The organism is Sinorhizobium sojae CCBAU 05684 (assembly GCF_002288525.1).
Classification (GTDB): domain Bacteria; phylum Pseudomonadota; class Alphaproteobacteria; order Rhizobiales; family Rhizobiaceae; genus Sinorhizobium; species Sinorhizobium sojae.
Genome location: NZ_CP023068.1, coordinates 921419 through 947378 on the forward strand (window position 1 = coordinate 921419; position 25960 = coordinate 947378).

20 protein-coding genes and 1 pseudogene are annotated in these 25960 nt (G+C 59.1%); 14 read left to right on the top strand and 7 right to left on the bottom strand.

The window, feature by feature from the left end:
* The first annotated feature begins 87 nt into the window (after positions 1–87).
* Together SJ05684_RS21860 and wecC are read left to right on the top strand one after the other, a co-directional pair.
* The gene (locus tag SJ05684_RS21860; protein ID WP_050980222.1) at positions 88–903 is read left to right on the top strand and encodes a WecB/TagA/CpsF family glycosyltransferase; all 816 of its coding nucleotides are present in this window, start codon (positions 88–90) and stop codon (positions 901–903) included.
* Complete coding sequence (gene wecC, locus SJ05684_RS21865) at positions 903–2159, top strand: UDP-N-acetyl-D-mannosamine dehydrogenase (protein WP_083846282.1); 1257 nt, start codon at positions 903–905, stop codon at positions 2157–2159. The genes SJ05684_RS21860 and wecC overlap by 1 nt, the downstream gene beginning before the upstream one ends.
* Here wecC and wecB read toward each other — a convergent pair.
* The 3 genes from wecB to SJ05684_RS21880 form a co-directional block, all read right to left on the bottom strand.
* On the bottom strand, positions 2115–3317 hold the full coding sequence (gene wecB, locus SJ05684_RS21870; RefSeq protein WP_034859465.1) for a non-hydrolyzing UDP-N-acetylglucosamine 2-epimerase: 1203 nt from the start codon (positions 3315–3317) through the stop codon (positions 2115–2117). The two genes, wecC and wecB, sit on opposite strands and share 45 nt — an antisense overlap.
* Positions 3318–3383: 66 nt before the next feature.
* Positions 3384–4178: a CpsD/CapB family tyrosine-protein kinase gene (locus SJ05684_RS21875; RefSeq protein ID WP_034859464.1), complete on the bottom strand. Its 795-nt coding sequence runs from the start codon at positions 4176–4178 to the stop codon at positions 3384–3386.
* A 45-nt stretch (positions 4179–4223) separates the two neighbouring features.
* Positions 4224–5774 (bottom strand): GumC family protein, encoded by a 1551-nt coding sequence (locus tag SJ05684_RS21880; RefSeq protein ID WP_034859463.1) that lies wholly within the window; start codon positions 5772–5774, stop codon positions 4224–4226.
* 444 nt (positions 5775–6218) lie between these two features.
* Between SJ05684_RS21880 and SJ05684_RS21885 the strand changes: the two genes are divergently transcribed.
* Positions 6219–7151, top strand: coding sequence for a glycosyltransferase family 2 protein (locus SJ05684_RS21885; protein ID WP_034859462.1), 933 nt, complete (start codon positions 6219–6221; stop codon positions 7149–7151).
* Between the two features lie 236 nt (positions 7152–7387).
* Positions 7388–8071, top strand: a complete 684-nt coding sequence (locus SJ05684_RS21890) for a sugar transferase (RefSeq protein ID WP_034859461.1) — start codon at positions 7388–7390, stop codon at positions 8069–8071.
* A gap of 75 nt (positions 8072–8146) precedes the next feature.
* Here the strand turns inward: SJ05684_RS21890 and SJ05684_RS21895 are convergent, their stop codons facing one another.
* Positions 8147–10303 carry an Ig-like domain-containing domain gene (locus tag SJ05684_RS21895; protein ID WP_034859460.1) on the bottom strand — a complete coding sequence of 719 codons (2157 nt, stop codon included), beginning with the start codon at positions 10301–10303 and terminating at the stop codon, positions 8147–8149.
* A gap of 551 nt (positions 10304–10854) precedes the next feature.
* Here SJ05684_RS21895 and SJ05684_RS21900 point away from each other — a divergent pair.
* Positions 10855–11355 (top strand): FkbM family methyltransferase, encoded by a 501-nt coding sequence (locus tag SJ05684_RS21900; RefSeq protein ID WP_157747895.1) that lies wholly within the window; start codon positions 10855–10857, stop codon positions 11353–11355.
* 510 nt (positions 11356–11865) lie between these two features.
* Here the strand turns inward: SJ05684_RS21900 and SJ05684_RS21905 are convergent.
* Positions 11866–12524: pseudogene (locus tag SJ05684_RS21905) on the bottom strand (ATP-binding protein).
* Positions 12525–14062: 1538 nt separating this feature from the next.
* Between SJ05684_RS21905 and SJ05684_RS21915 the strand changes: the two are divergent.
* From SJ05684_RS21915 to SJ05684_RS30065, 3 genes are all read left to right on the top strand, one after another.
* Positions 14063–15505 carry a right-handed parallel beta-helix repeat-containing protein gene (locus SJ05684_RS21915; RefSeq protein WP_095694342.1) on the top strand — a complete coding sequence of 481 codons (1443 nt, stop codon included), beginning with the start codon at positions 14063–14065 and terminating at the stop codon, positions 15503–15505.
* A 588-nt stretch (positions 15506–16093) separates the two neighbouring features.
* Positions 16094–17026 carry a glycosyltransferase family 2 protein gene (locus SJ05684_RS21920; protein ID WP_083846276.1) on the top strand — a complete coding sequence of 311 codons (933 nt, stop codon included), beginning with the start codon at positions 16094–16096 and terminating at the stop codon, positions 17024–17026.
* A 41-nt stretch (positions 17027–17067) separates the two neighbouring features.
* Positions 17068–17229, top strand: a complete 162-nt coding sequence (locus tag SJ05684_RS30065) for a hypothetical protein (protein WP_157212035.1) — start codon at positions 17068–17070, stop codon at positions 17227–17229.
* Between the two features lie 89 nt (positions 17230–17318).
* Here the strand turns inward: SJ05684_RS30065 and SJ05684_RS21925 are convergent, their stop codons facing one another.
* Positions 17319–18566: a glycosyltransferase family 4 protein gene (locus SJ05684_RS21925; protein ID WP_050980210.1), complete on the bottom strand. Its 1248-nt coding sequence runs from the start codon at positions 18564–18566 to the stop codon at positions 17319–17321.
* A 358-nt stretch (positions 18567–18924) separates the two neighbouring features.
* On the opposite strand from SJ05684_RS21925, the gene SJ05684_RS21930 reads away from it, so the two are divergent.
* Genes SJ05684_RS21930 through SJ05684_RS21955 form a run of 6 tightly spaced genes read left to right on the top strand, consistent with a single transcriptional unit; the run spans position 18925 to position 24459 of the window.
* Positions 18925–19425 carry an acyltransferase gene (locus SJ05684_RS21930; RefSeq protein ID WP_034859142.1) on the top strand — a complete coding sequence of 167 codons (501 nt, stop codon included), beginning with the start codon at positions 18925–18927 and terminating at the stop codon, positions 19423–19425.
* 1 nt (position 19426) lies between these two features.
* Complete coding sequence (locus tag SJ05684_RS21935; protein ID WP_034859141.1) at positions 19427–20464, top strand: Gfo/Idh/MocA family protein; 1038 nt, start codon at positions 19427–19429, stop codon at positions 20462–20464.
* On the top strand, positions 20461–21567 hold the full coding sequence (locus tag SJ05684_RS21940; RefSeq protein WP_034859138.1) for a DegT/DnrJ/EryC1/StrS family aminotransferase: 1107 nt from the start codon (positions 20461–20463) through the stop codon (positions 21565–21567). Before SJ05684_RS21935 ends, SJ05684_RS21940 begins: the two co-directional genes overlap by 4 nt.
* Positions 21557–22252 carry an acyltransferase gene (locus SJ05684_RS21945; protein ID WP_034859135.1) on the top strand — a complete coding sequence of 232 codons (696 nt, stop codon included), beginning with the start codon at positions 21557–21559 and terminating at the stop codon, positions 22250–22252. Before SJ05684_RS21940 ends, SJ05684_RS21945 begins: the two co-directional genes overlap by 11 nt.
* Positions 22253–22267: 15 nt before the next feature.
* Entirely contained in the window at positions 22268–23242 is a 975-nt protein-coding gene (locus tag SJ05684_RS21950; RefSeq protein ID WP_095694343.1) for an NAD-dependent epimerase/dehydratase family protein, read from the top strand.
* Entirely contained in the window at positions 23239–24459 is a 1221-nt protein-coding gene (locus SJ05684_RS21955; protein ID WP_050980209.1) for a DegT/DnrJ/EryC1/StrS family aminotransferase, read from the top strand. Before SJ05684_RS21950 ends, SJ05684_RS21955 begins: the two co-directional genes overlap by 4 nt.
* Here the strand turns inward: SJ05684_RS21955 and SJ05684_RS21960 are convergent.
* A complete protein-coding gene (locus SJ05684_RS21960; protein WP_034859132.1) occupies positions 24451–25959 on the bottom strand; it encodes an O-antigen translocase in 1509 nt (502 codons plus the stop codon). The genes SJ05684_RS21955 and SJ05684_RS21960 overlap by 9 nt on opposite strands.
* Position 25960: the final 1 nt, after the last annotated feature.

The following is a 25960-nucleotide window of genomic DNA, read 5'->3' on the forward strand; positions in this document are numbered from 1 at the left end:
ACGCAGCATCGCAACTGGTGCTTTCAAGAATTTAAGCGGGCTCCGCGCGTCGGCTAATGGCGTGCGCTGCTCAATGGGGAGAGCAGAATGCTTCCACAGCGACAACTTCTCTTCGGTATGTATCTAGACGCCTTGCGGATGGAGGATGCAATCGCGCGCTGCCGTGTGGCCGTTGCGACGCGTCGACGCGTCTTGATCGGAGTACTCAATGCAGCCAAGGTTGTAAGACTGCATAATGATGCACTCCTCCGTGAATCGCTCATCGAATGCGACCTACTTCTCGCCGACGGACAATCCATCGTTTGGGCGAGCAAGCTGCTGGGTAGGCCCTTGCCAGAGCGCGTGGCGGGCATAGACCTGTTCGAGCGCCTTCTGGTGCTCGCGCACGAGGAAGGGCGAGCAATTGCTCTCTTGGGCGCGCGCCCCGACGTCCTGCGGAAACTCGAAGAGAGGCTTCGCCAGCGTTTCCCTGGGCTGCGCATCGCCTATAGCCATCATGGCTATTTTGGACCCGAGGAAGCGGCCCGGATCGCTGAAGATGTCAGGGCTGCAGGGGTGGATATGCTGTTCTTGGGCATGACCACGCCCAAGAAGGAGATTTTCCTGGGTGCCTATGGATCATCGCTCAATGTTCCCGTGCTCCACGGAGTTGGGGGTTCGTTCGACGTCATGGCAGGCCTTACCAGGCGCGCGCCGATTGGGTGGCAGAGGCTGGGTATGGAGTGGGCCTATCGGCTCCTCCAGGAGCCACGTCGCCTCTGGTGGCGCTATTTCACGTCCAACGCGATGTTTGTGCAGTTGACTGCTCGGGAGATGTTGCGCCCGGCTCAAGCCTTCAAACTCGCCGGCGATCCCCAGGCCGGCGTCCCTGTTTCCACAGGCGGCCAACAGCGGAGTCGTTGATGAGTGATTTGTTCAAAGGCCGGTTGGCGATACTCGGACTGGGCTACATCGGGCTCCCCACGGCCGTCGCGATTGCCACGCGCGGAATAGATGTCGTCGGGGTCGATACAAATACGGCACGGGTCGAGGCAGTGTCACGTGGCGAGGTTCCGTTCATCGAGCCGGATCTTGCGGTGGGGGTTAGCGGTGCGGTTGCGATGGGGCGACTTACGGCGACAACCGAAATCCCGGAAGCTGACGCATTTATCATAGCCGTTCCGACTCCGTTCAACGAGGATCGCACAGCCGATCTTTCCTCTGTCCGGGCCGCGGCTGAGCGGATAGCTGCCAAGCTCAGGCCCGGCAATATCGTTGTGCTCGAGTCCACGTCGCCGCCCGGCACGACTGAGAAGGTCGCCGGCTGGATCGGAGACCTACGGCCGGATCTCCGGATGCCGCATGATGGCGACTTTGGTTGTGACATCTACGTCGCTCATTGTCCGGAACGGGTACTTCCCGGCCGTATTATGATCGAGATCGTCACCAACGACCGCGTCGTCGGGGGGCTTACCCAGAGATGTGCGGAGAAGGCCGCATCCATCTACCGGCTGTTCGCACAAGGGGAGATCCTGCTCACTGACGCTGCCAGCGCGGAGATGGCGAAACTTGTTGAGAACGCTTACCGGGATGTTAATATTGCCTTCGCAAATGAGCTCTCGATGATCGCCGACGCGCTCCAGATCGATGTGTGGGAAGTAATTCGGCTCGCCAACAGACACCCCCGAGTAAGAATTCTCAGTCCCGGACCGGGCGTCGGCGGACACTGCATTCCGGTCGACCCATGGTTCATCGTCTCGGCAGCGCCCGAACTGGCCAGACTCATCCGCACGGCGCGCGAGGTAAACGATCAGCGGCCCTATCATGTCGCCGAACAGGTGGTGTTGAAAGCCAAGCGTTTCCGCTCGCCGACGATCGCCTGTCTGGGACTGACGTTCAAGGCGAATGTCGACGACGTCCGGGAGAGCCCAGCCGTAGAAGTCGTCTCGCTTATAGCAGATGCGCTACCCGACACGGAGATCCTGATTTCGGATCCTTTCGTCGACGCGCTACCGACCAAGCTCTCAGGCTATTCCAATTTGCGCTTGGAAAGTGCCTATCAAGCCGTGGAGCGCGCCGACATTGTCGTGCTCCTTGTGGAACACGAACCTTTCAAGGCAATCCGCCAGAACAGGCTAGGCGGCAAAGTCGTTTACGACACGCGCGGAGCTTGGCGCTGACCGCGCTGCCTCTAGCCGCAGTCCAGTGTCGAATTCGGCAGGAAGGTCCCCCACGCCAAAGAAATGTTCAATCGCCCGAACAGAGCGGACGGCGGCCTGCCCGTCACCATAAGGGTTCACCGCACGAGCCATCGCCCGGTAGGCGGTTCTGTCGGTCAACAGCCGACTCACTTCGCGGATGATCAGGTCCTCATCTGTTCCGACGAGCCGAACGGTGCCGGCGGCAACCGCCTCCGGACGTTCCGTCGTTTCGCGCATGACGAGGACCGGCTTTCCAAAAGTCGGGGCCTCTTCCTGCACGCCACCACTGTCCGTCAGGACGACTGAGCAGCCGCGCAGCGCGCGAACGAAATCGCCGTAATCGAGGGGCTGCGTTACCAGCACATTCGTGAGGCCGTGCAGAGGAGGGAGGAGGACGTCCCGCACAGCGGGGTTAAGATGCGCCGGGAGCAGAAACGGGGTCTGAGGGAACGCTCTCGCCAACCACGCTATGGCGCGCGCCGCACGCGCCATTGGCTCGCCCCAGGATTCGCGGCGGTGCGCCGTGACGAGGACGCTTCGCTTGCCGGAGATCCTCTTGAGATCGGGGTTGCCGATCTTGGTGCGGCGCCCGGCCATGTAAATCAAAGCATCGATTACGGTATTTCCGGTGACGACGATGCCACGCTCATCGATGCCGTCGTGCAGCAAGTTCATCTTTGACGTCTGGGTCGGCGCCAGATGCAGCGCCGCCATTTGCGTGGTCAGCCGCCGGTTTACCTCCTCGGGGAAGGGGTTATCGGGGTTACCCGTTCTGAGCCCCGCCTCGAGATGTATAAGGGGCACCTTGTGGTAGAAGGCGGACAGTGCCGCCGCAAAGCAAGTGGTGGTGTCGCCTTGGACAACCACCGCGTCGGGCCGCTCGTTGTCGATCACGTTCGACACGCCCTCGAGGACGCGACTTGTCACGTCTTCAAGCCTCTGGCGTTCCTTGATGATGTTGAGGTCGTGGGCAGGACGGATCCCGAAGAGCTTATTGACCTGATCAAGCATTTCCCGATGTTGTCCGGTAACAGCGACTACGGAAGTGCAATGGGCCGACCGGTCGATCTCTCGGATCAGCGGCGCCACTTTGATCGCCTCGGGGCGCGTGCCATAAACAATCAGGACCTTGTGCATCCTGGACTCCCTTTTCCGTTTTCCCTTGGACGTCAGACCTGCACGGCCGCGTACGGGGGCAGGACTTCAATAACCGTATTTTTCGGGGCTAAATCGGCACTTGTTCAGCACTACGCCTAGTAAGTTCGTCCGTTCGGAGAGTTCCTGCTCGCAGATATCAACCTCATCCAGGGTGCTTTGCTCTGCTGCCGCGACTAGCAGAGCGCAATCTACGTTGGGCAGGAATGCCAAGACGTCGTCATTGGCTAGCATGGGTGGCATATCGAACAGGATAACGTGCGGATCCATCCGCTGTCGCATGTCCTGCAGCACTCTGACCGTCTCGCGACTTTGCAAGAGCTCTGCCGAAAACGTCACGGGTTGCCTGTTTGCACCGATCGCTAGATTGTCGCCGTGGCGCAGAAACACATCGGCTATGTCGGTCTCGCCTCTCAAGAAGCTCTCTAAGGGCTGCACGGCCTCTATCCCGAGCATCTTGGCGAGTTGCGGTCGTTTCAGGTCCAGATCGATCAGGACTGTGCGGCATTCCTTCTGGTTCGCAAGACTGAAGGCCACGTTCAGCGCCACGTTCGTCTTACCGCAACCGGGTGTCGGAGACGTGATCGCAACTGTGGTCCAGTTGTGCTCCGTCAACCCCTGCAAAAGCTTTGTCCGGATTATATCGAAAGCAGCATGCGCCGGGTTAGGCCTACTGGTGGTGGTGACAATTCGATTGCGTGCGAGGCTCCGGGAATCGGTTCGCAACGGCGGCAAACGCTCCCAAACCATTTCGCTCGCAGTCCGGGAACAGGCGAGGATCGTCTGCTCCAACAGGCGTTCCGATCCAAGTAGGTCCTGCCGGGATGCCTTGGAGTGTTCCATGTCTCGTGCCTCCAGATCACGCAGCTAGACACGCCATTTCCGTGGTTAGCCCAAAGCGGCAAGCCATCGATAGGCGTTCTGGGCTGCAGCTGAGAGTGGTAAGTAAAAGAGATAAACAGCTATCAACAGAATCGGAATGGCCGCTGTCGAAAGCAACACTGCCAAGGCTCGTTTGACCGGGAAGCGAATCTCGTCAGCCGTCGTGATATAGGGGATGGTGGCAACCGGCTTGTGGCCAAGCATTCGCTCGAGTTCAAGCGGCCTGCGTATCGTTCCGTTGAGAAACTCGAGAAGGGCGACGAATGCCACGGCGAGTCCCAATCCACCCAACGCACCCATCAGCGCGATGCGCCGACGTTTTGGGCTCTCTGGAGCCTCCGGCGGCGTTGCGCGTTCAAGGACGGAGAATCGGCCCCCATCGGACCGATTCTCGATCTGTTGGCCGATCAAGGCCTCCGCGCGCCTGGCGATTGCCGTGTTGTATTGCATTTGCAGGTTGGCGCGATTCCGCTCAAGAGAATTCAGAACGGTTTCGCTGGCGGGGGTGGCATCTATTGAAGTCTTCAGTGCGGCAATGCTTTCTGCTATGGCGGCTTTCTCTTGAGTGATCGCCTGCAAGCGCTCATTGATATAAGTCAGTTGAACCTCAAAGGCAGAATGTAGCTTCGAACCGGTCGACGGACGGGCTCCTTGCGATTGACGTGTGCGCAATGCCTCCTGAAGAGACGTGATCCGCGTCCGCAGCGCCACGATGTTTGGACTCGTTTCCGAAAAGATTGCAAGCTGATCGACCAGGGCGCGATTGAGCTGCTCGAGCATTTGCTGCTCCGGTGTCACGGCCTCGGCATCGGGCAGTTGGCCGGTCAGCGCGTAACTCTCGGCAAGGTTGTTCCGCTTGCTGAGCAGATCGGCTTCTTCGCGCTGAAGGGCAATCAACCTCTCCTGTTGACTCGCTTGCTGATTACGCCGGAATCCGAGACTTTCAGGCAGAGTTCCCGTGTTTGCATTCTTGAACTTTAGAATTTCGGCCTCGACCTGGTTTAAATCCGAACCGAGTCTCGCGACCGTCTGATTGAAGAATTGCAGTGTGTCGGCGGCGCGACCGGTTCGCTGCTGTTGCTGCCTCGCCAGGATCAGGTCTACGAGTTCGTTGACAACCCTTGCCGCCAGGTACGGCTCCGGTGCCGTAAATGCGATGCTGACCACTGACGCACCAGCACCCGTTGCGCCCAATTCGACCTCCTCGAAGGTGATGCGGGAGCGCATGTCATCGACGATGTCCTCGTCGGTCGGACGCTCCTCGCTCTGGGCGTAGATGTCGAGCTTATCGGCGAGCGCGAGGAGATCGTCACGCGTCGTAATCTCCTGCCGAATAATCTGCAACTGCTGAACAGCCTCTATCGGGACGGTCGATTTCGCAAGCTCCGCGGGAATCTGCGGTGCCTCCACCAATATTTTGGCGCTCGCACGATAAATAGACGGCAAAACAAACGCGACGATCACCGCGATCGTCAGACCCGCGGCGGTTATCGCCAGCAGGTAGGGCATTCGTCTCAAGAGAATCGATGAGTAGAAGCGTATATCCGCAGCATTCATCTTGAGCAGACCCGAAGCTAGTAGTCCTATTCACCTCGTGCCATTCTCAAGCCCTTATGTCTGCGCGGGTAGATCGTCATTGGTGGAGGGGCTGTATCCTCTCTTTGCTGGAGCTAGTCCTTTCGGCTAGGCAGCCAGGCAAAGCTGCGGCGTTCGAGTTGGTCCTGGCCAAGGAATAGGCCAGTGTTGCCGCCAGGCATCCCTTGAAAGTGGGAGGCCTTAGTCCGAGACTAAGCCGAATGCTGAGAATTTATGGGGGCGCGCCAGTCGAAGTTCCTCCGATGTGAGGAGGTGCGAGATCTTTCAATCCCTTCAAGGCGCGGCCATGCTTCTTCATCGGACAGGTGGATAGGCCACATGTGCAGAAGCGATGATGGATAGCCATCGCTCAATGCCTAGATTCCTCCGCATGGTGCTGACGTCGCTATCCCGGCGAGATTTTCAATGCCTCCCATTCATGCTCCACCACAGCTGAGCGTTGTCATTCCACACCTCAATGAGCCCGAAAACCTACTCCAGTGCCTGGCCGCGCTCGACGCGCAGCGCGAAGAAGGCATTCCATTCGAGATCATTGTGGTGGACAACGGGTCAGTCGAGAAGCCGGTGGCCGTCTGCTCACAATTTGAGGGCGTGCGGCTGGAGAACGAGTCCATTCCCGGTCCAGGCCCAGCCCGCAACCGTGGCGCTGAAGTGGCCCAAGCGGAACTGCTCGCTTTCGTAGATGCCGACTGCATTGTGCAACCGGGCTGGCTTCGCGCGATCATCGATTTGATGAATAACGCTCCCGATGTCGATCTGATTGCGGGAGACATTGAGATCCTGATGATCGATCCGGATCGGCCGACCGCAATAGAAGCCTATGAAAGCATCTATAGCTATCGGGTCCGTCTTTATGCCCAACGCCACGGATTCGCGGCAACTGGGAACATGGCGGTTCGCAAGCGCGTGTTTCATGCAGTCGGTCCTTTTGGTGGAATTTCTACCATGGAAGACACCGATTGGGGGGCGCGCGCTACGTCGCAGGGCTATCGCTTGCTCTACTTGTCCGGCGCTAGGGTTGTGACGCCTTCCTGTAAATCTTTTGGCGAACTGGCACGGAGATGGGACCGGCACGTCGCCCATGAATTTCAAAAAATCGGAACAGACCGCCTGGCCCAGTTTCGATGGCTGATCACATGCGCCATCATGGCGGTGTCACCCCTCGGCGAGGCGCTAATCATCCTGCGGTCAGATCGGCTGTCAGGCCCGCGAACCCGATGGCTCGCGCTCAAATGTCTGACTCGGGTGCGCCTCTATCGCGCTATTTTGATGTTTCGCCTGGCAATTCATGGAAACACTGCGGTGCTGCTCGCCGGCTGGAACAGGCAAAACCTCTAAGGCGTAAGCAGATCTTCCCTAAGTCTTTCGGTCTAGATCGAATTGTATATCCGAAGTGTATTGAAGTTTGCTGTTCACATTCCTTAATATTTATCGGCGCAGGGATAATATGTTTATGCGTACTATAGATATTTTCTTATCATTGATAGCGGTGCCGGCGCACATGCCGAGAGGGCAACGGCCGATGCCACCCCCCTGCGCTTCCTGGCGGTTTTACCGCCTCCATGGAGAGGCGCATGTCGCAGAATTCCAAGATACAGGTGCACCGAGTTACCACAAGGCCCCTATTTCGCGGCACGTCCGACGCGTCGCGACCGATCTATGGCGCATCGTTCAAGCGCGGCTTCGATCTGTCGATCACAATAATTCTGGCTCCCTTCGTGCTGGCGATTGTTGGCATCCTCGCGCTGCTTGTCTGCCTCGACGGTGGGGGCGTCTTCTATTGCCAGCCGCGCCTCGGAATGGGCGGGAAGACTTTCAAGCTGTGGAAGCTTCGAACCATGGTGCCAGATGCGGATGAGAGGCTACAGGCGTATCTCGACTCGAACCCCGATGCCCGCAAGGAATGGGATAGCACCCAAAAATTGCGTGACGACCCTCGCATCACCTCTGTCGGGAAGTATCTGCGCAAGTATTCCTTCGACGAGTTGCCGCAGCTCTGGAACGTATTTGTTGGTGATATGAGCCTCGTGGGTCCACGACCAATGATGCCACATCAGCGGCAGTACTATCCGGGGACGGCGTATTTCACCATGCGCCCGGGAATAACGGGGCTCTGGCAGATCAGTGAACGCAACGATTGCACCTTTGCGGAACGGGCGATCCATGACAACCGGTACGCAGCGATGATATCCTTCAGCGTGGATCTCTGGATCTTGTCGAAGACGCCCGCCGTGGTTCTGCAGGGAACAGGCGTGTAATTTATGGATGGCAATTTAGCTCTACGGTTTTTGCGACGGAAGTTGCGCTCGTGCGTCGACATATGGCGATTTGTTTCAGGTGTCGCTGCGGCCATACGAAACCACATATGTGCCGCTCTCGACAGGAAAGACCGCGTAGGCGACGCCCTTGATAGTCTCGGTTTTGTAGTCCACTGGGGCCCCGTCGCGTGTGATCCCGGAAATCTCACGGGATCCCGTTCTCGTCGGGAGCATTCCGCGAAGCATTTTTCCGGTTCTCGGGTCCGCGAAAGCGTTGAAGGTGAGAGTGGTACCGGTCCAGGCGATCTGCCCCAAATGCGAGTTATTGCGGCCGTCCGTCCAGTCGAGCAACTGCCGCACCGATACGAGAGGGACACCGCGAGCCTTTGCGGCTACCGTCAACTGCCTGTCGAATTCGTCAGTGAAATCGTAGTGGGTCCCGAACGCGCCATAATAGCCTTCGGGTCCCAGCGCCCGGTCGAGTCGCACCTCGATTGCCGAAGGAAAGCTCATCCCGCTCTCGTTCACCAGATGTGTCGGCAGTTGGTAGACGTCGATCAGGCTGCCATCAAGATCGGCAAACCGCATTGGCAGGCCAGAGCCGGTCATGAAGCCGGGGCGGCCCTTTATCCATGTGGGGGGCCAGTAGTAGTAGTTCAGGTCCATGCGAATGCCATAGCGCGCCTCTACCTTCGCTGTGCTGGCCCAGTCGCTCCAAGCGACGCAATGCGTGCGGCTTCCCGCCTGTGCAGGCAAGCCCTGATATTTGGCGCGGAAGTCGTGCAGCTGGCGGCCCAATATTTCGGAGAATTCCGAGAGTGCGACATTCCTGCAACCGGTGTCGACGTGCACGCCGATGTCGAAGCCCTGCGCAGCATAGGTGCGGGCGTCCTCGGCCGACAAACCGGAATTCGCATAAATCCACGAGGTCGCCCGATAGCATTCCCAGTCCGCGAGCGAGCACCCCTCTGGGCTGTTGTCTATGAGCCGATCGAAGGAGCTCTTGGTTCCCCTTCTGGTCCCATGGTCGTCGCCCGCCATAACGAGAGCCGCTTTGTGCCCCTTCGGAAAATACCACAGTCTTGGCAGCGGCGCCTTGCCGTCAAGCATGAAGTACATCAGGTTTACGAGCAACCTCTGCTGCTCGTCGGCCATCGGGATGGCGATGCGTTCGAAATCATTCCAGTCGGAGTGCTTGTCGCCCTGTTTGGCGCCGAAGAACAGATCGTTGGTTCGGATCACGGAATTGCCGTCACGCTCGTCACCCGCCCATGCTGGATTGCCCTGGCGCGTATAGATGATGGAGCGGGCAAGATCATAGGTGAAGGCCGCGGCTTTGCCTCCGGCTTTCCCAGTCGCGCGAAGCGTGACGGCCGGGTGCGGTGTGGTACTTGAAGGGTCGCTGTATAACCGCGCGATCTCGGTCGTATCTTCTTTCCGCGTGTATAGATCCGCCGCGCCGTGGTACTGGATGGTCTCACCCGTGAGGCCGCGCCCGGGAGACGTCGCCGTATCGATTAGCAGGTAACCTTTGTTTAGCGAGGCATTCCGGTCTTCCAACCCCAAAAGGGTGGCCAGTCTCTTGTCGGGCCGCATGCTGATCAGATCGCCACCTCTTTGGACCCACCTCGAAAGCATTGCCACCTGTGTATCGCTCAACGACATCTCGCCCAAGATAACCAAATTGAAGCGGGAGAGCAGTTTGTCGGAAATCTGCGAAAGCTCGACGGACTCGAATGAGCCGATGCCTTCGGCCCGCAGAATCTCGCTGTAATATTTGCTGAAGGGCTGCTCATTGGAGCTAACGATCAGGATGGGACCTCCAAAGCCATGCTCAAGATCTCGCTGCGTCGTAAACGACCAGCGGCGCCCGAGTGCCACTGCGTTGCCGGCCATATCCCGCGCGGCAGCGGCAATGGTTGCATCGTACTTCGTGCCCCTCGCCAATGGCGCGGCGGGCACAAGCTTGGCCGAGCGGGTCTGCTCGTCGTAAAGGGCGTTCGCCTTGACCAGTTCGTTCGCTGCTGACAGCCGAAATAAACTAATTCTCACACTGGCCGGATCGACGCCTTCTCCGAAGGTTGCAAAGATCGCGGCATCGGGATCTACGGCACTTCCATCCGCAGGGGGGGCAACCCACGAAATTGCGGGAGGGGTATGGTTCTTCGACGGGATCGCGGCAATTATCGCAGCAAAAATCGCAGCACCGATTAGTATCAGACCTTTAGCCATTCCCGCGTCCCCATCACTGAAAGTGGGAGCCGGCGCTTCCGCACGTGCGATACTCCACAAGTCGGGCAGCCTTTCTATTCGGCCGCCGAATTGCAGTCAGCGTTCCAACGTTTTAATACAGCGGCTGTTCCTGCGCGGGACCCGCATAGTTCGGAGGGGAACGATCCATCAATAGAAGGGGGGATTCAGCCATTTGGAGCAATTGACAGCGGTGGCTTTTTTGGGATCGTGCGTTTGGCTCTCGTGTAACAGGAAAGCGATCATTGATCATATAGGCAACCTCGGCTGCATTTTCTCAGAGCGCGGGAGGTGCTTCCCAACAGTCACCCCATTTGTCCGTGTGCTACGCTCCCCGCTACGCCTTGCGACCGAGTTTTTTAGGGCCGGAGAATTGCTAATCTCCCCGCACCAACAGTGTTTCTTTGTCGGGTGGGTGCTCGGAAATGGATGCGGTCCTGGCATATCTTCGTACGGCACGCCGCTTTCGTGCCAAGATCGCGTGGGGCGCACGAGCGGTCGGCGTAGGCGCTGTCGCAAGAGGTGCGCTAAGAATGGGTTACCTGTACATTCGGCGACCGGGCAGAAGCGAAATACGTTTGCGGTCTGGACCGGTACTCGAGTTCAGTTTTCCGAACCAAGCTCCGCGCGTCCTTCTTGCTTTAGGGGACTTCATTGACCCGGAGTTCGCATTTCTTCGTAAGATCTCTCGCCCTGACTGGATCGTCGTAGATGTTGGCGCCGCGATCGGACAGTTTTCCTTGTTTGCTGCCACATTACCCATTGCCAAAGTCCATGCCTTCGAGCCGAGTTCCGAGAACTTCGCGGCTTTGTTGAGAATCCTCGTCCGAAATGGGGTAAGCAATAGGGTAGACGTCCCCCTGGGTCGCTTCTCGAACGCCGAATTTGAAGCGAATTCCGAGACGGCAAGTGCCTGGACAAGCGTCATCAGAGAGACCGGATCAGAACGCGTATCAGCTCGCACGCTGACCGCAGACTTTGAGAGCCGACGATTGGATCATGTCTCGGCGCTCAAAATCAATGTCGCCGGATAAGAACCCCATGTCATCGAAGGGGCGGAAGCCTTTCTGGCGAAAGGCGGGGCCGATATATTGGTATTGCTGCTTGCCTGACATCTTTGCCGTGGTATGCCAAGCTTGCCGCATACGGTTATCGGTTCTTCTATTTCCACCCTAACGAGAATGCACTTACGAGGTCACTGACTTTGATGCGGATCCAGTGTTGGCGCATCGCCCCTGGCCTGTCCGCAACATAATTGCCATTCACCAGTCCGCTATTGCGAGCCTCAAATAGACATTCCGGTGCGAAGGATCTCAAACCTACCCCTAGCCAAGTAACTCGGGAAAGTGTTGCATAGCGTGCAGCGAATGGCGGAATAACGCCCGTTCGGCTCCACAGCGTCGGTTGGTCCCGCTCGTCAGCCCGCCAGTACATTCGTCGTGATCACCAGGACTTTGCGCCACGTCTGATGCGTATTCCGATGAAGTCGGCCAGTCGATGTGCCCCTGGATTATTGATTTGAATGGCTCTTGATTGTCGCGCGGTCAAGCGGCGGATGGTGTTTGACGCTGCTTTCGCAAGCTCTCGGGAAAGGTCGATGCGGGAGGCGTTGTGGACAAGGCGGTCGAGGATGGCATCGGCGATCGTTGGATTGCCGATCATGTCATACCAGTGATCGACGGTCACCTGGCTGTTGACGAGGATCGCTTCTCGTAGAGGTCCTCGATGAGATCGCGCCGCTGCTCGTCGTTGAGCTTCTCCGGCCCCAGTCGTCGAGGATGAGGAGGTCGGTTCTGGCCAGCGCCTTGAGGACCTTCGGATATCGCCCGTCGCCGCGCGCCAGCGCAAGCGTGGCGAAGAACCTTGGGAGGTGATGATAGGCGACGGAGAAGTCCTCGCGGCAGGCCTTGTGTCCGAGCGCGCAGGCAAGCCAGCTCTTCCCGACGCCTGCGGGTCCGATCGATAGTAGGCTGTGACGCTCCCGAATCCAGTCATAAGCGGCCAGCTTCATGAAGAGATAGCGATCGAGGCGGCGGGCGGCACGGAAGTCGATATTCTCGATCTGGGCTGCACGGGCCCTCGCCTCGAAGCGCTTCTGGCGGCGCGTGGTCACCTCGCGTTCGAGAAACAGGGCAAGCCATTCGCCATGTTCGAGGCTTCTGGCTTCCGTTTGCATCTCGAGTTCCTGATAGGCACTGGCCATGCCTTTCAGGCCGAAAGTAGCCGGGGTCACGCAGATTGGCGTGCTCCATGACGGCAGCAGGTTCGGTGGAATGCCTTGTGCTCTTGTGGGTGCGATGAGCGAGGCAATGGTCTTGCAGGTCAGGCCAGCGATCTCGACGGCGCCGAAACGGCCTCGGCGCAGTCGCGGCTGATGCCGCGATAAAGGCGCAGGATGCCGAGGCATGCTCTGAGGCCTTGCTCGGGGTGTGGCCGGCTGGCGAGAATGGCGAAGATCAGCCCTTGGTCTGCGGACCGAGGGACGCGCCCCAGCGCCGGAAGCGATCCGGCGTCCACTCGGCATAGCGCCGGTGCGAGCTCGGCATGTGCGCGGGGTCCGTTCCATAGCGCGGGCCGCCATATCGGCGCTATTGCACGGCGACGCGTTTACCGCGATGGAAGATCTGGGCGAAAGGCGCTGCTCGAAACTGCAAAACAGCTCATAGAAGCGGCTATAGCCGTAGCCATCAGAATGGACGCTGCGGTATTCTTCCCAGAGGATCAGCAGTTTGACGCCGGGCTTCTTCAGCTCGACAGAGAGTTCCGCCCAGTTCGGCTCCTTTCGTCGCCGTTGGCCCTGCTTGACGCCGGCGCGGACGAAAAGCCGATGCTTCAGAGCATCATCTGTCAGTTCTCCTGGCAATGGCCAGCTCAGCCCCGCCTGCATCTGTCGGGCCCGCTTCAGGCTATCCTAGACGGTACTGCGGGCAACGCCGAGGATCACCGCAATCTCTCGGCTGTTTGTCCCGCGTAATTGTCGCATGGTCAGCCTTCTCTTTGCTGGCATCAAAATCTCCTAGTTTACCGGGAGGCTTGATGCCAAAGTTGCTGACCCAGGGGGTATCTTCAGAGCCGGAAACCGGCCGGTCTTTGAGGAATCGTGGCCGGCTTCAAATCGGAACGGTGGCCGGATTTTGATCGGAATGCCCGCCGGGCTCAGGTCGGAATCCGCAACGTCTGAAGCTGAAATATCCAGCGAATCAAAGAAATCCGCTCTCTATGCGTTTACCGAAAGCACTAGCCTACAACGAAACATTGTAGGTAGCTGAGGAGCGATGCGCAATAGCTGCTCTAACGAAGCGAAAAAAATTTTTTATTTGTCCACAACAGAATCATCTTTCACCGCCTCCGGCCATGCCATTTTGGCTTATTGGCACGTGCGCCACCGGGATGCGCATCGCACTAATTTCATTTAATTATTTAGTCATACTTAATATTTCGAGTGGGATTTGCGGCTGAAATATGGCCTCGGGAAGGGCCTGGTCCCGTGAAGATAGTTAATTTTCCCTTGCCCTAGACGCGCCATTTTTCATGTCTAGGGGCACTTTCGGTGCGCCGAAAAGGTATTAGCCGAACTCGCACAAATGTGCTGAAAGCAACCTATCGGTTCCGGGGCAAAAGAAACAGAAAGGTATTCGAGCAGTGACAACAGTATATCCTGATTCTTCTAGTACTGGCGTTCCGCAGGGGACGAACTTAACCCAATATACAGGGACACTTTACGTCACCGAGGACAATGCGGTGATCGAAAATCTCGAGGTCAACGGCAACATCGTTATCGAAGCCAGTAACGTTACCCTCAAAAACATCAAGCTCAATTCGGACACCCCCTGGCACGCGATCTATGTCACGGAAGGTGCCACCGGGTTCACGCTGATGGACAGCGAGATCGACGGCGGCGGCACGACCGTCAACGGCGTGCTGGGAGACGGGACTTTCCTACGCAATAATATTCACAATGTTGACAATGGCATCAACGTTACGGGAGCTTCCCTGATCCAGGACAACTACATTCATAGTCTGCAGGGCGGCCCTGACGCTCACTATGACGGTATCGAAATCAACGGGGGCTCGGACATCCAGATCCTGCACAACACCGTTGTGAACGACCACGCCCAGACATCGGCAATCATGCTGGACAACTATTTCTCGGGCCTCTCGAACATTAAGGTTGACGGCAATTATCTGGTCGGAGGCGGCTACACCGTCTATCTCGACGATCGTTTCGGCGGCGGTACCGTCGACGACGCCTCGATCAGCATTACAAACAACCAGATCGGTGGCGGCTACGCCGGTGATTTCGCGCTTTATGGCAACACCCCGGTCATGTCCGGGAATGTAGGCCTCGGCGAAACCGCGCCGGACGCAGTTGCGGATACGGCCGCGCCGGAAACAGGTGCGGATACGAGCGCGCCGGATGCAGGTGTGGTTGCCACCGCGCCGGACGCAGTTGCGGACACGAGCACGCCGGATACAAGTGTGGTTGCCACCGCTCCGGACGCAATCGCGGATACGGGGACGCCGGATGCAGGTACGGTCACCACCGCGCCGGACACAGTTGCGGATACGGCCGCGCCGGAAACAGGTGCGGATACGGGGACGCCGGATGCAGGTGTGGTTGCCACCGCGCCGGACGCAGTTGCGGACACGAGCACGCCGGATGCAGGTGTGGTTACCACCGCTCCGGACACAATCGCGGACACGAGCACGCCGGATGCAGGTACGGTCACCACCGCGCCGGACGCAGTTGCGGATACGAGCACGCCGGACACAGGTGTGGTTACCACCCCGCCGGACACAGTTGCCGACGACGTCCTGCCAACCACGAGCGATGACGTGGTGTCGGGAGGAGCAGGCAATGATATGGCCAATGCTGGTTCGGGCCTGGGCCGGTTCTTCGACGGCGCTTGGGCTGACAAGTTCTTGTCTCACGAAAACCACGGCAAGACCGGTGGCGCCCACCACTTCACAAAATCCGACTTGTCAGATTTCGGAACTCTCGATTTCTCGGCCTTTAGGGACGGTGCAAAAGCGTTCGATGCTAACGATCGCTTAATGTCTGACGCCTCTCATAAGACCCACCATTTTGATAGCGATGGATATGGTGCGCCTTCGGAAGTCTTGACCGCTTTGTTCGACGACGACGGCCACATGCCGTCAGCTAGCGACTTCCTGTTTTTCTGAGGCTCGCTCTAAGGGGCTGTCATCCCCTCGCTTTTCGCCCGAAGCCGTTTCCGCGGCTTCGGGCGAAATTGACCATTCCGTCGGGCCTACCGGCCTGGGGACGATTTCGACGAGGTGGACGGGCTTTCAATCGCTGTCTTGGGGTGTTGGTCGGGTTACGTCCAGTGGGATGAACCTCAAAAAGCCAGATCCCGCTGGCCAGCAGGAAGGGAACAGGACATAGGTTGCATTCCAGGAATACTTCCTCAAACAACCAAACAGGATCGGATGATCGAGGAAGGTCTGTACGCGTCTCAAGCCCAATCGCAACGGATAATCGGTTGCTAGTAGCGCGGGAAGGATGACGGAACAGGGCGCGAGGGGCACGTTGCGTCTCCAACCTGTACTAAAGGATAGGCAAGGCCCGCTTTGGCGTGGCTTCCCATACAGAACCCTTTTTGCATACTATTTTACATGGATAGAGGACTTAGCAACGGCTTGAAAAGCCTCCCGCTTCGTCTAAGACGAATTCCCGTCCGCTGTTGGGACCTTAAGGTGCGGAGGGCGAGCCGGAATTTGACTTTTCCGTCATGGCACATGGGGATTTCAATGACTGCCAATGTTTCCGTCATTCTCCCAACGTTCAATAGAACTCGCAGCCTGGCTGCGGCAATGATGAGCGTCCTCAACCAGTCGTATGAGGACCTCGAGCTTATCGTGGTAGATGACGGTTCCGTCGAAGACGTAGAGGGTCTGGTGCGAAGCATCCGCGATGAACGCGTGATGTATATCCGACGGAACAAAAACGGCGGCGCCGCCGCCGCTCGCAATACGGGTCTCGCCCGCGCGAATGGCAACTACATCGCTTTCCAGGACAGTGACGACCTGTGGTTGCCTGGCAAACTCATGAGGCAGCTTGCGCTGTTTTCCACACTTCCAGAGCATGTCGGCGTCGTCACGGGGGCGAAGATTATCTATGGCCGAGATGCGTCCTACAAGTATGGCCCAGGCAAGGTGGCTTACGCGCCGCCGCCCGAGCGATGCTTGGGGCTGGATGAAGACCAGCTTGGCCGCTTGTTGTGTGAGAATCGCATCGGCCCGCAGCTTGCGCTCTTCCGACGGAACTGCATTCCGGGCACGACCTGGTTCGATAACTGCGCTCGAGCCAATGAGGACTGGGAATTCGCGATCAGGCTCGTCCAGCACACGACGGTCTACGAAGATATCGAACCAGTTGTATTGGGCTTCATTTCGAATGACAGCATATCGAGCAGTTCTCGCAAACAAACGATGGGTTTGCTACGCATCTTGAGAAAGAACAGAGACGTGCTGCGTGCGAGGAAGACGCAAAGGTCCAGGCTGATGATCGACCTGGCGATCTCTCTTTACAAATTCGGCAAGAGGCGATGGGCGAGGAAGATTCTGATCGCCGGACTTAGAGATCATCCCGCTCACATCGGGTCCGCTGCAGCATCTGCTGGCAAAATGGCTCGGAATACCTTTTTCGGCTCGGAGAAGCACGGTCGCCCCCATCCGGCCTGAAAGCGTGGCTAGCTTGATGCGCGAATGCTAGGTGAAAAGTCGTGCCGTGGCAGCTCCTTGGCCAAGGTCAATTCATCGATGAAGCCGTGGAAACGGACCTTGTCTTGAAGGCGGAGTTCTTGACCAACCTCTCCAGACTTTCGCGCCCGGAACCGGTCGCCGAAAATATGCAGTTCAAGCGGCTTCGGGTGAAACTCTCGTGACCACTCCGTCGGGCCCATATACGAGCAGTTGATTTCGGGGCGACCGCAATTCGGTGCGTTTCCTCCGGGTATTCGCTGTGTCTCTTATATTACTCGCCAAGAACAGGAGGCCAACTGCCCGAATGAACCGTGGCGAGGATACTCTTTTCCCGCAATTTTTTCTCGCGCTTACGGAAAGGGTCATGGTTCGCGATTTCGAGCATCAATGAAAGACGGGCCGAGCGCATCGCATCGCTGAGTCTGCGTTTCGGTGGGTCGGCCAAGATTTGTCGATAGATGTCGAGTTGCAGGTCCGCAGCTCGTTGCAGGCTGAACCGTTTGGCGACCATTTCCCGCCCGAAGTGAGCGAGCGCTGCCCGACGACCGGGATCCCTGATTAAGCTCTCCACTTGTGCGGCAAGGCGGCGCGCTCCAACTGCGCCCTCGGCCAAGCCGTAAAAACCCTGCCTCAAGAACAGCTCGCAAGTCGAGGGCTCGAACACTTCAGAGAACGCTTCTTCTCCCTGCACGATCAGCGGGCGACCAATGGAAAGCGCGCGCAACGCCGAACTTCCCATCCCCAATACGAGATCGGCAGCGGCGTAGGCACTTCGTGGGTCAAGATCGGCGCCGGGAAGGATGACCACTTCTCGACCGTGCCGGCGATTCACCGCACTTGCTCTCGTTGTCAACGCTTCACGCGCGGGACCGTCGCCGAGAAGGACGAGTTTTAGTGAATATGACCCTGCCAGCAAATCCGCAGCGTCGATTGCGCGCACCAACGCATCGAGTTTGAGATCGACAGCAAGGCGAGACACGCTGACGACCAGAAACTCATCATTGGCGACGCGGTGTCTGCTGCGGAACGCCTTTCCGTCGACGAAAGGCGTGTCGCGCTCGACATCGATCGGTGGCTCTAGAACCCAAACTCGGCCTCGGTGAACCTTGCGCGCCTGGGCGCCAAGCTCTCGCGTTCCCATGATCAACGGAACCGAGGCAGGGACATGCGGCATCACCTGCATACTTAAAACGGTGCAGAGGAGGGGAACATTCAAGAAAAGACCGGCGCCGTAATAGGCATCGAGGCAGGTTGGCCACTCGTACGCGTGGATCAGATCGATGCGCTCTCGGGAGGCCAGAGCGGCAAGCTGAACGATTCGCGAAGGGGCGGGGCGATACCGCAGACGCCGTGCCGGTATGTAGCGAAGGCCGCGTTCTTCGATATAGGAGATGAGCGGACCGGGGACGCCGTAGACAACCACGTCGTGGCCTGCGTTGGCCACGGCAGACGCGAGATCTATGGCGTTTATCTGACTACCGCCGATCGAAAGCTCATGGGGATATACGAGCAGTCGCAATGCTGGTGTTTCCCTTTACGACCTGCGAAGCCGTGCTTCGCAGTCCCAGGAGAGGGCACAGAATATGGTACAGCAGCATAGCGCTGTCCGTGCTTCTCCTTGCAATCTCTCCCTTTGGCCGAAATGGAATGGAATGGATTTCCGATGACGATGCAAATGCGCGAGCGGGCTCGTTAATATTCTGTATATCGATACGTCTTTTGGTGCACTCATTACTGAATTCTATTTCGTTTACTCTGGAAATGTAAAAGTATTGTCTTTTGAGAAAGTCACCGAATTGTCATGCTTAGGACTTCGACGGCTTGGATGGCCGTGAGGTCAAAATCAGCAAGCACAAGCAACAAGGAATTTTAGCAGCATGATTGCGTCCGATGTCACGCTGCATGCCCGGGTCGTTATCCATCATCCGGATCTCGTCAACCTTTATGGCTGTACGATCGGCGAGGGCACTCGCGTCGGAACCTTCGTCGAGATCCAAAAACGCGCCGTGATCGGCAGGAACTGCAAGATTTCCAGCCACTCCTTCATCTGTGAGGGCGTGACGCTGGAAGACGGCGTTTTTATCGGCCATGGCGTCATGTTCACCAATGATCTCCATCCAAGCGCCGTCAATGCCGATGGCGAGCTCCAGACGGAGGCCGATTGGAAAGTCGTTGCGACAGTGGTCAAGCGCCGCGCCTCCATTGGCAGCAATGCGACCATTCTGGCGGGTGTGACGATCGGGGAGGGTGCACAGGTCGGCGCCGGCGCCGTGGTGACTAAGGACGTGCCCGGCTACACGATCGTCGCCGGCGTACCCGCCCGGATCATCGGACGCGTAAAGGAAGCGGCGATCGAGATTTCTTCTACGGGGGTGTAAGATGATCGGTGTTGCTGTCGTCGGCTATGGTTATTGGGGACCAAACCTCGTTCGCAACTTCTGGGAAACGCCCGGCGCGCGACTCATCTGCGTTTGTGATCTGCGCAAGGACCGGTTGACCGCCGTTCAGGCCCGTTATCCGGCAGTCCATATCACGGACGATTTTGAGGAAGTTCTGCGCGACCCACGTGTCGACGCCGTTGCCATCGCGACCCCGGCCGCCGCGCATTTCAAGCTGACGATGCAGGCGCTGCTGGCTGGCAAGCACGTCTTTGTCGAGAAGCCGATGGCTTCGACGTCGGACGAGGCGCGCCGGATGGTCGAAGAGGCGGCGCGCCGCCGCCTCGTGCTCGCCGTTGATCACACCTTCGTTCACACCGGGGCAGTCCGCAAGATGCGCGAGCTTGTGCAGGACGGGCTCGGCGACGTCTATTACTACGACTCCGTGCGGGTCAATCTCGGGCTGTTCCAGCATGACGTCAGCGTTATCTGGGATCTGGCGGTCCACGATCTGTCGATTATGGACTACGTGCTGCCGGAGCGGCCAGTGGCCGTGTCGGCCACCGGAATGAGCCATGTCGCCGGAGAACCGGCCAACATCGCCTATCTCAACCTCTTCTTCGAAAGCAAGCTGATCGCTCACATCCACGTCAACTGGCTCGCCCCGGTCAAGGTGCGCCGGACACTTATCGGCGGCAGCAGCAAGATGATCCTCTACGACGACCTGGAGCCCAGCGAAAAGATCAAGGTCTACGATAAGGGAATTACGCTTAACGGCAACCCCCAGAAGAACGGCGAAAAAGTCTACCAGATGCTGGTTGGCTATCGCACCGGCGACATGTATGCCCCGCATCTCGACCTCGGTGAGGCGCTCAGCATCGAATTGCGCCAGTTCGTGGAATGCATTGAGCGGAATGAGCAGCCGGTCGCCGATGGAAACGCCGGGCTGCGCGTGGTCAGGATCCTGGAAGCCGCCACCCAGTCACTTGCCGAGCGCGGTCGCCTCGTCGAACTCGAGCACATGAGGCGGATCGCATGATTCCCTTTCTGGATCTAAGGGGGCAGTATGCATCAATCAAAGACGAGATTGATGCGGCAGTGCTTCGTGTGCTCGATTCGGCGCAGTATGTTCTCGGAGAAGAGGTCGCGCAGCTTGAACGAGAATTCGCCGCCTTTTGCGGCACACAACACGCGATCGCCGTCAATACTGGCACAAGCGCCCTTCATCTGGCCCTGCTGGCGCTCGGCATAGGCCCCGGCGACGAAGTCATCACCGTGCCCTTCACCTTCGTGGCCACGGTCTCGGCGATCTGCTATACCGGCGCGCAGCCGGTCTTTGTCGATGTCGAGCCGGTGACGCTGACGATGGACGCTGCGAAGCTCGAAGCCGCGATCACGGCCCGAACCAAGGCGATCATGCCGGTCCATCTTTATGGGCAGATGGCCGATATGAACGCAATCAAGGCCATTGCCGACCGGCATGGCGTGCCCATCATCGAGGATGCCTGCCAGGCCCACGGCGCCGAATACGAGAGCCGCCGCGCCGGAAGCATCGGTGTATCGGGCTGTTTCAGTTTCTATCCCGGAAAGAACCTCGGCGCCTGCGGCGAAGGGGGCATCGTCGTCACCAGCGATGACCGCCAGGCGCATACGATTCGCATGCTGCGCGACTGGGGCCAGGAGCGCCGGTACCATCACGTGCTTAAGGGCTTCAACTACCGTATGGATGGTATCCAGGGCGCCATTCTGCGCGTGAAGCTCAGGCACCTCAATGCTTGGACGCAAGCGCGCCGTGCCCATGCAGCTCGCTATTCCGCGCTGCTCGCGGGCTCGGACCATGTGGGCACGCCTGTAGAGGCCGCTGCCCGGCGCCATGTCTATCACATCTATGCCATCCGGTGCGGGGACCGCGAGGGGCTGCAGCACGCCCTTACCACTCAGGGCATACAGTTCGGGCTGCATTACCCGATCCCGGTGCACCTGCAGACGGCCCATGCCGACCTCGGCTATGGCCCAGGGGATTTTCCCAGATCGGAGGCCGCCGCCCGATCGGTTCTGTCGCTGCCCATCTATCCGGAGATGACGGCGAGGCAGGTCGAGCAGGTCGTGTCTGCGGTGGAGCAGGAGGCCCATGTCCACTGAGCACTCGTCAAAGTCACGGGTCGTTCCGGCGGTGCATGGCCTGCGCGAGGCGCCCGATCCGAGTTATCAGGCGGAGCTGGCCGAGGCGATCCGCCGATCCTACGGCGCGGCAGGGCTGCTGGAGCTCTACGGCCGTTTCGTGGATGGCGACGGCTTCGTCGACACTCTGATGCGCAAGGTGATCTGGCAAAGCCTCGCGAGAAGTTGCGGGACTGGCCTGCAGGTCGGCAGCGGCGCGGGGTTCAAGCATCCAGAGACCTTCGAGATTGGCAGCGGCGTGTTCATCGGTGCACAGTCCTACATCCAGGGCCGCTATGACGGCAGATGCGTAATCGGCGACAATGTCTGGATAGGCCCGCAGGCCTATCTCGACGCGCGCGATGTCATCATCGAGGAGTTTGTCGGTTGGGGCCCCGGAGCGAAAATCCTGGGGTCGAGCCATACGGGTATTCCCGTCGATGTGCCGATCATCCGTACGGACCTTGAAATCAAGCCAGTTCGCGTCGGCGCGTGGGCGGATATCGGGACCAATGCGACCGTCCTTCCCGGCGTCACGATCGGAAGAGGCGCGGTCGTCGGAGCGGGTGCGGTGGTCACCTCCGACGTCGAGCCCTATGCAGTCGTTGTGGGGGTGCCCGCGAAGTTCCTGCGCTGGCGAACGGGTTGCACCCCGGCGAAACGGTGAACGAAGAGGCAGGTGATGAAAGACAAACGTATTCTGATCACGGGCGGAGCGGGCCTCATAGGGTCTCATATTGCCGACCTTGTTGCGCTCGAGGAGCCCCGGGAAATCCTGGTCCTCGACAACTTCGTTCGCGGACGCCGGGAAAATCTGCAACAGTCTGCGAGCTCCGGCCTGCTCAGGATCATCGAAGGCGACATCAGAGACCGCGCCCTTCTCGCAAGATACATGGAAGGCGTCGACATCGTTTTCCACCAGGCGGCCATCCGCATCACCCAATGTGCCGAGGAGCCGAGACTCGCCTTCGATGTTCTGGCGCAAGGCACGTTCAATGTGCTCGAGGCGGCGGTCGGCGCCGGTGTGTCGAAAGTGATCGCGGCCTCGTCGGCCTCGGTACTGGGTCTCGCGGAAGATTTTCCGACTCCCGAGGAGCACCATCCCTATAACAACCGCACGATCTACGGCGCGGCCAAAACGTTCAACGAAGGGCTCCTGCGCAGCTTCGCCGAGATGTACGACCTCAACTATATCGCGCTCAGATACTTCAACGTCTACGGTCCGCGCATGGATGTCCACGGCGCCTATACGGAGGTGCTGATCCGCTGGATGGAGCGGATTGAGTCCGGCCGACCACCGGTCATTTTCGGTGATGGCACTCAGACCATGGATTTCGTGCATGTGCGTGATATCGCGCGGGCCAATCTGCTCGCCGCAAAATCGGACGTCACGGACGAGGTCTTCAACGTCGCCAGCGGTACCGAAACGAGCCTGCGCGAGCTGGCGCAACTGCTGGCACGGGTGATGGGGGTTCCGCTCGAGCCGCAGCACGAACCGGCCCGGACGGTGAACGCCGTCAGCCGCCGATTGGCGGATATGCGCAAGGCCGAGCGGCTCCTGGGGTTCAAGGCTCAGATCACGCTCGAGGGGGGACTGCGCGACCTCGTCGCTTGGTGGCGGCGCGAGCGGGTTTCAGCAGGTGGAGAGGCGGCATGAGCGAGACATCTCGACAGATTCCAGTTGCCAAGCCAGTCCTTGACGACCGCGAAGTTGAAGCGGTCCGGCGCGTGGTTCTTTCAGGCTGGGTTACGCAGGGGCCGGAGGTCGCGGCGTTTGAAAACGAATTCGCCGATTTCGTCGGCTCCGCCCATGCTTGCGCCGTTTCGAACTGCACGACCGCGCTGCATTTGGCTCTTGCTTGCGTCGGCGTCGGTGCCGGCGACGAAGTGATCACGGTCAGCCACACCTTCATCGCGACAGCGAACGCCATCCGCTATTGCGGTGCGCTGCCCGTCTTCGTCGATATCGAGGCCAGCGGCTACAATGTCGATCCCGAACTGATCGAGACTGCAATCACACCGCGCACAAAGGCGATTCTCTGCGTACATCAGCTCGGCATGCCCTGCGATCTTCGCCGCATCGTGAAGATCGGCAAGCGATATTCCATCCCCGTCATCGAAGACGCCGCATGCGCTGCGGGGAGCGAGATCCTTTGGGAAGGCCAGTGGCAGAGAATCGGCAAGCCGCATGGCGACATCGCATGCTTCTCCTTCCATCCACGTAAGGTACTGACCACCGGCGACGGCGGCATGCTGACGACGGCAAGCGACGAATATGATCGGAAATTCCGGCTGTGGCGCCAGCACGGCATGAGTGTACCCGATACGGTGCGGCACGGGGCGAAACAAGTCATTTACGAGGCCTATCCGGAGCTTGGCTACAACTACCGTATGACCGACCTGCAGGCGGCGATCGGCCGGGAGCAGTTGAAGCGGCTTCCCGCGCTGGTCGATCGGCGAAGGGCGCTTGCGGAAAAGTACTCGGAGCACCTTTCGGGCACTTCAGGGCTGCGAACCCCGAGCGAGCCTCACTGGGCCAGGAGCAACTGGCAGAGTTATTGCGTGGCACTGCCAAGCAGGCTCGACCAGCGCGAGGTGATGCAGACCATGCTCGACCGGGGCATCTCGACGCGCCGCGGCGTGATGAACATTCATCTCGAGGAAGCCTATGCAGGCGCCGACACGCATCGACTGTCCGGAAGCCTCGGGCGGAGCGTCGCGGCGCAGGAGCGGTCGGTCATCCTGCCGCTATACGCCCAGATGACCGACGATGATGTGGCACTCGTCGCCGAGGAGCTCCTGTCCATTCCGACTATCGCCGCACCGACTACGGCGCCGCCGTCTGGCGCTTCTTACCTTCCACATTCAGGCTGACTTCGAGCGCCGGGCGCGGATTGCGGCCGCCAGCGAGGTCGGTGGCACGAGTTCCAACAGCCTGAGCAGCGAATAGACTCCGCTGAGCGTGGCGGCCACGATGCCGATCCATATTGCCTGCCAGAACGGCAGGAGGACAAGGGCGCCGAAGACCACCCCGGACGCGGGCAGAAAGATCATCGCGAGTTTGCGATTGGCAACCGACCAACGGAACCCCGAGAGCCGCCGTACGATCAGGTAGATCAGCATGGCGTGCCAGACATAGAGACCAAAAAACGCGGCGCCGGCGCCAACGGAGCCGATCTCCCGGACAAGGAGCCAGGCAAGACCGACATGGACCAGGGTAGCCGAAACCTCCGTCCAGAAGAAGACGCCCTTGGCGCCCTTTGCGAGCACGATGAAGCCCATGGGCCAGGCAACGATCCGCAGCATCATTCCGAGGCAGATCCAGCGAAGGACGTCTACCGCGCCATAGAATTCCGGCGAATAGAACAGTCGCATCACCAGCGGCGCGGCAGTCAGCGTCGCGATAAGGCCGGGGGCCGCAAGCAGCATGCTGATCTGCGCCTGCTCGTTGACCAAGCGGTTGCATTCGGCATCGTCATCCGCGACTGCCGTCAGACGCGGATAGAAATCGGTGCCCATCGCCTGCAGGATGAAACCGGCATAGAGGCCGCCGATCGTCCAGGCCGCCTGGTAGAGCCCCGCGGCCGAGAAGCCTTCCGCCCTCAAGACGATGATACGGATCGCGTAGGCTGCCCCAAGCGTGAGAATTCCGCTGATCATGAAGACGACACCGAGTTGCAGGAGAGCGGTCGTCTCCTGGCGGACCTGGCGGACCGACATTGATGCTGGGCTGACGCGTATCTGTCTGCCGTACCACCAGCAGATCGCCAACGACGCCGCGGCGACGGCCACGAGAGAGGGGACGATCGCCGATGCGCCGAAGAAATAGACCAGCGGGATGCTGATCACAGTACTGAAGAATGCGCCGAAAACGTTGATCCGGGAGAGGCTCGCAATGTCGCGCATGCCTTGGATCAGAGCGATTTGGCCGTCTGCCAGCAAGCGCAGGAGGATCGCCGCGGAAAGCAGGGCGACGCCGCCAGCGTATCCCTGATCGCCGAAGGTGAACTGAGCGATTGGCCAGGCAAACGCAGCAAGAAGAAGGGCGCCGAGAAGCCCGAGCACAACTGAGGTCCGCTTCAGAATGGTCGCCGTCAGGGCGACCCTGGCCGTGTCGCCGGAGCCTGCGGCCTCGGCGATCTGGCGCACGCCGCTCGCTTGGATCCCGACACCGGCAAACGCATGGGCAATGTCGGCTATGGAACTGTAAAGACCGATCAGTCCAACACCGGCAGGGCCGAGCAGCAGAGCCATCGCCTTGTTGCGGATAATGGCGAAAGCCACATTGATCAGCGATGAGCCGCCGATGAGAGCGGTCGACTTCAGAATCTGCGTGTAGGTCTCCTGGCCTCCGGAGCTTGGGCGCGTTTCCATT

Excerpts from the sequence above, each read along its gene's own strand:
- SJ05684_RS21890 (WP_034859461.1), top strand. The coding sequence starts at position 7,388 with ATGTCGCAGAATTCCAAGATACAGGTGCACCGAGTTACCACAAGGCCC.
- SJ05684_RS21955 (WP_050980209.1), top strand. The coding sequence starts at position 23,239 with ATGAGCGAGACATCTCGACAGATTCCAGTTGCCAAGCCAGTCCTTGAC.
- wecC (WP_083846282.1), top strand. The coding sequence starts at position 903 with ATGAGTGATTTGTTCAAAGGCCGGTTGGCGATACTCGGACTGGGCTAC.
- SJ05684_RS21860 (WP_050980222.1), top strand. The coding sequence starts at position 88 with ATGCTTCCACAGCGACAACTTCTCTTCGGTATGTATCTAGACGCCTTG.
- SJ05684_RS21950 (WP_095694343.1), top strand. The coding sequence starts at position 22,268 with ATGAAAGACAAACGTATTCTGATCACGGGCGGAGCGGGCCTCATAGGG.
- SJ05684_RS21895 (WP_034859460.1), bottom strand. The coding sequence starts at position 10,303 with ATGGCTAAAGGTCTGATACTAATCGGTGCTGCGATTTTTGCTGCGATA.
- SJ05684_RS21885 (WP_034859462.1), top strand. The coding sequence starts at position 6,219 with ATGCCTCCCATTCATGCTCCACCACAGCTGAGCGTTGTCATTCCACAC.
- SJ05684_RS21960 (WP_034859132.1), bottom strand. The coding sequence starts at position 25,959 with ATGGAAACGCGCCCAAGCTCCGGAGGCCAGGAGACCTACACGCAGATT.
- SJ05684_RS21940 (WP_034859138.1), top strand. The coding sequence starts at position 20,461 with ATGATTCCCTTTCTGGATCTAAGGGGGCAGTATGCATCAATCAAAGAC.
- SJ05684_RS21880 (WP_034859463.1), bottom strand. The coding sequence starts at position 5,774 with ATGAATGCTGCGGATATACGCTTCTACTCATCGATTCTCTTGAGACGA.
- SJ05684_RS21875 (WP_034859464.1), bottom strand. The coding sequence starts at position 4,178 with ATGGAACACTCCAAGGCATCCCGGCAGGACCTACTTGGATCGGAACGC.
- SJ05684_RS21900 (WP_157747895.1), top strand. The coding sequence starts at position 10,855 with ATGGGTTACCTGTACATTCGGCGACCGGGCAGAAGCGAAATACGTTTG.
- SJ05684_RS21930 (WP_034859142.1), top strand. The coding sequence starts at position 18,925 with ATGATTGCGTCCGATGTCACGCTGCATGCCCGGGTCGTTATCCATCAT.
- wecB (WP_034859465.1), bottom strand. The coding sequence starts at position 3,317 with ATGCACAAGGTCCTGATTGTTTATGGCACGCGCCCCGAGGCGATCAAA.
- SJ05684_RS21935 (WP_034859141.1), top strand. The coding sequence starts at position 19,427 with ATGATCGGTGTTGCTGTCGTCGGCTATGGTTATTGGGGACCAAACCTC.
- SJ05684_RS21920 (WP_083846276.1), top strand. The coding sequence starts at position 16,094 with ATGACTGCCAATGTTTCCGTCATTCTCCCAACGTTCAATAGAACTCGC.
- SJ05684_RS21945 (WP_034859135.1), top strand. The coding sequence starts at position 21,557 with ATGTCCACTGAGCACTCGTCAAAGTCACGGGTCGTTCCGGCGGTGCAT.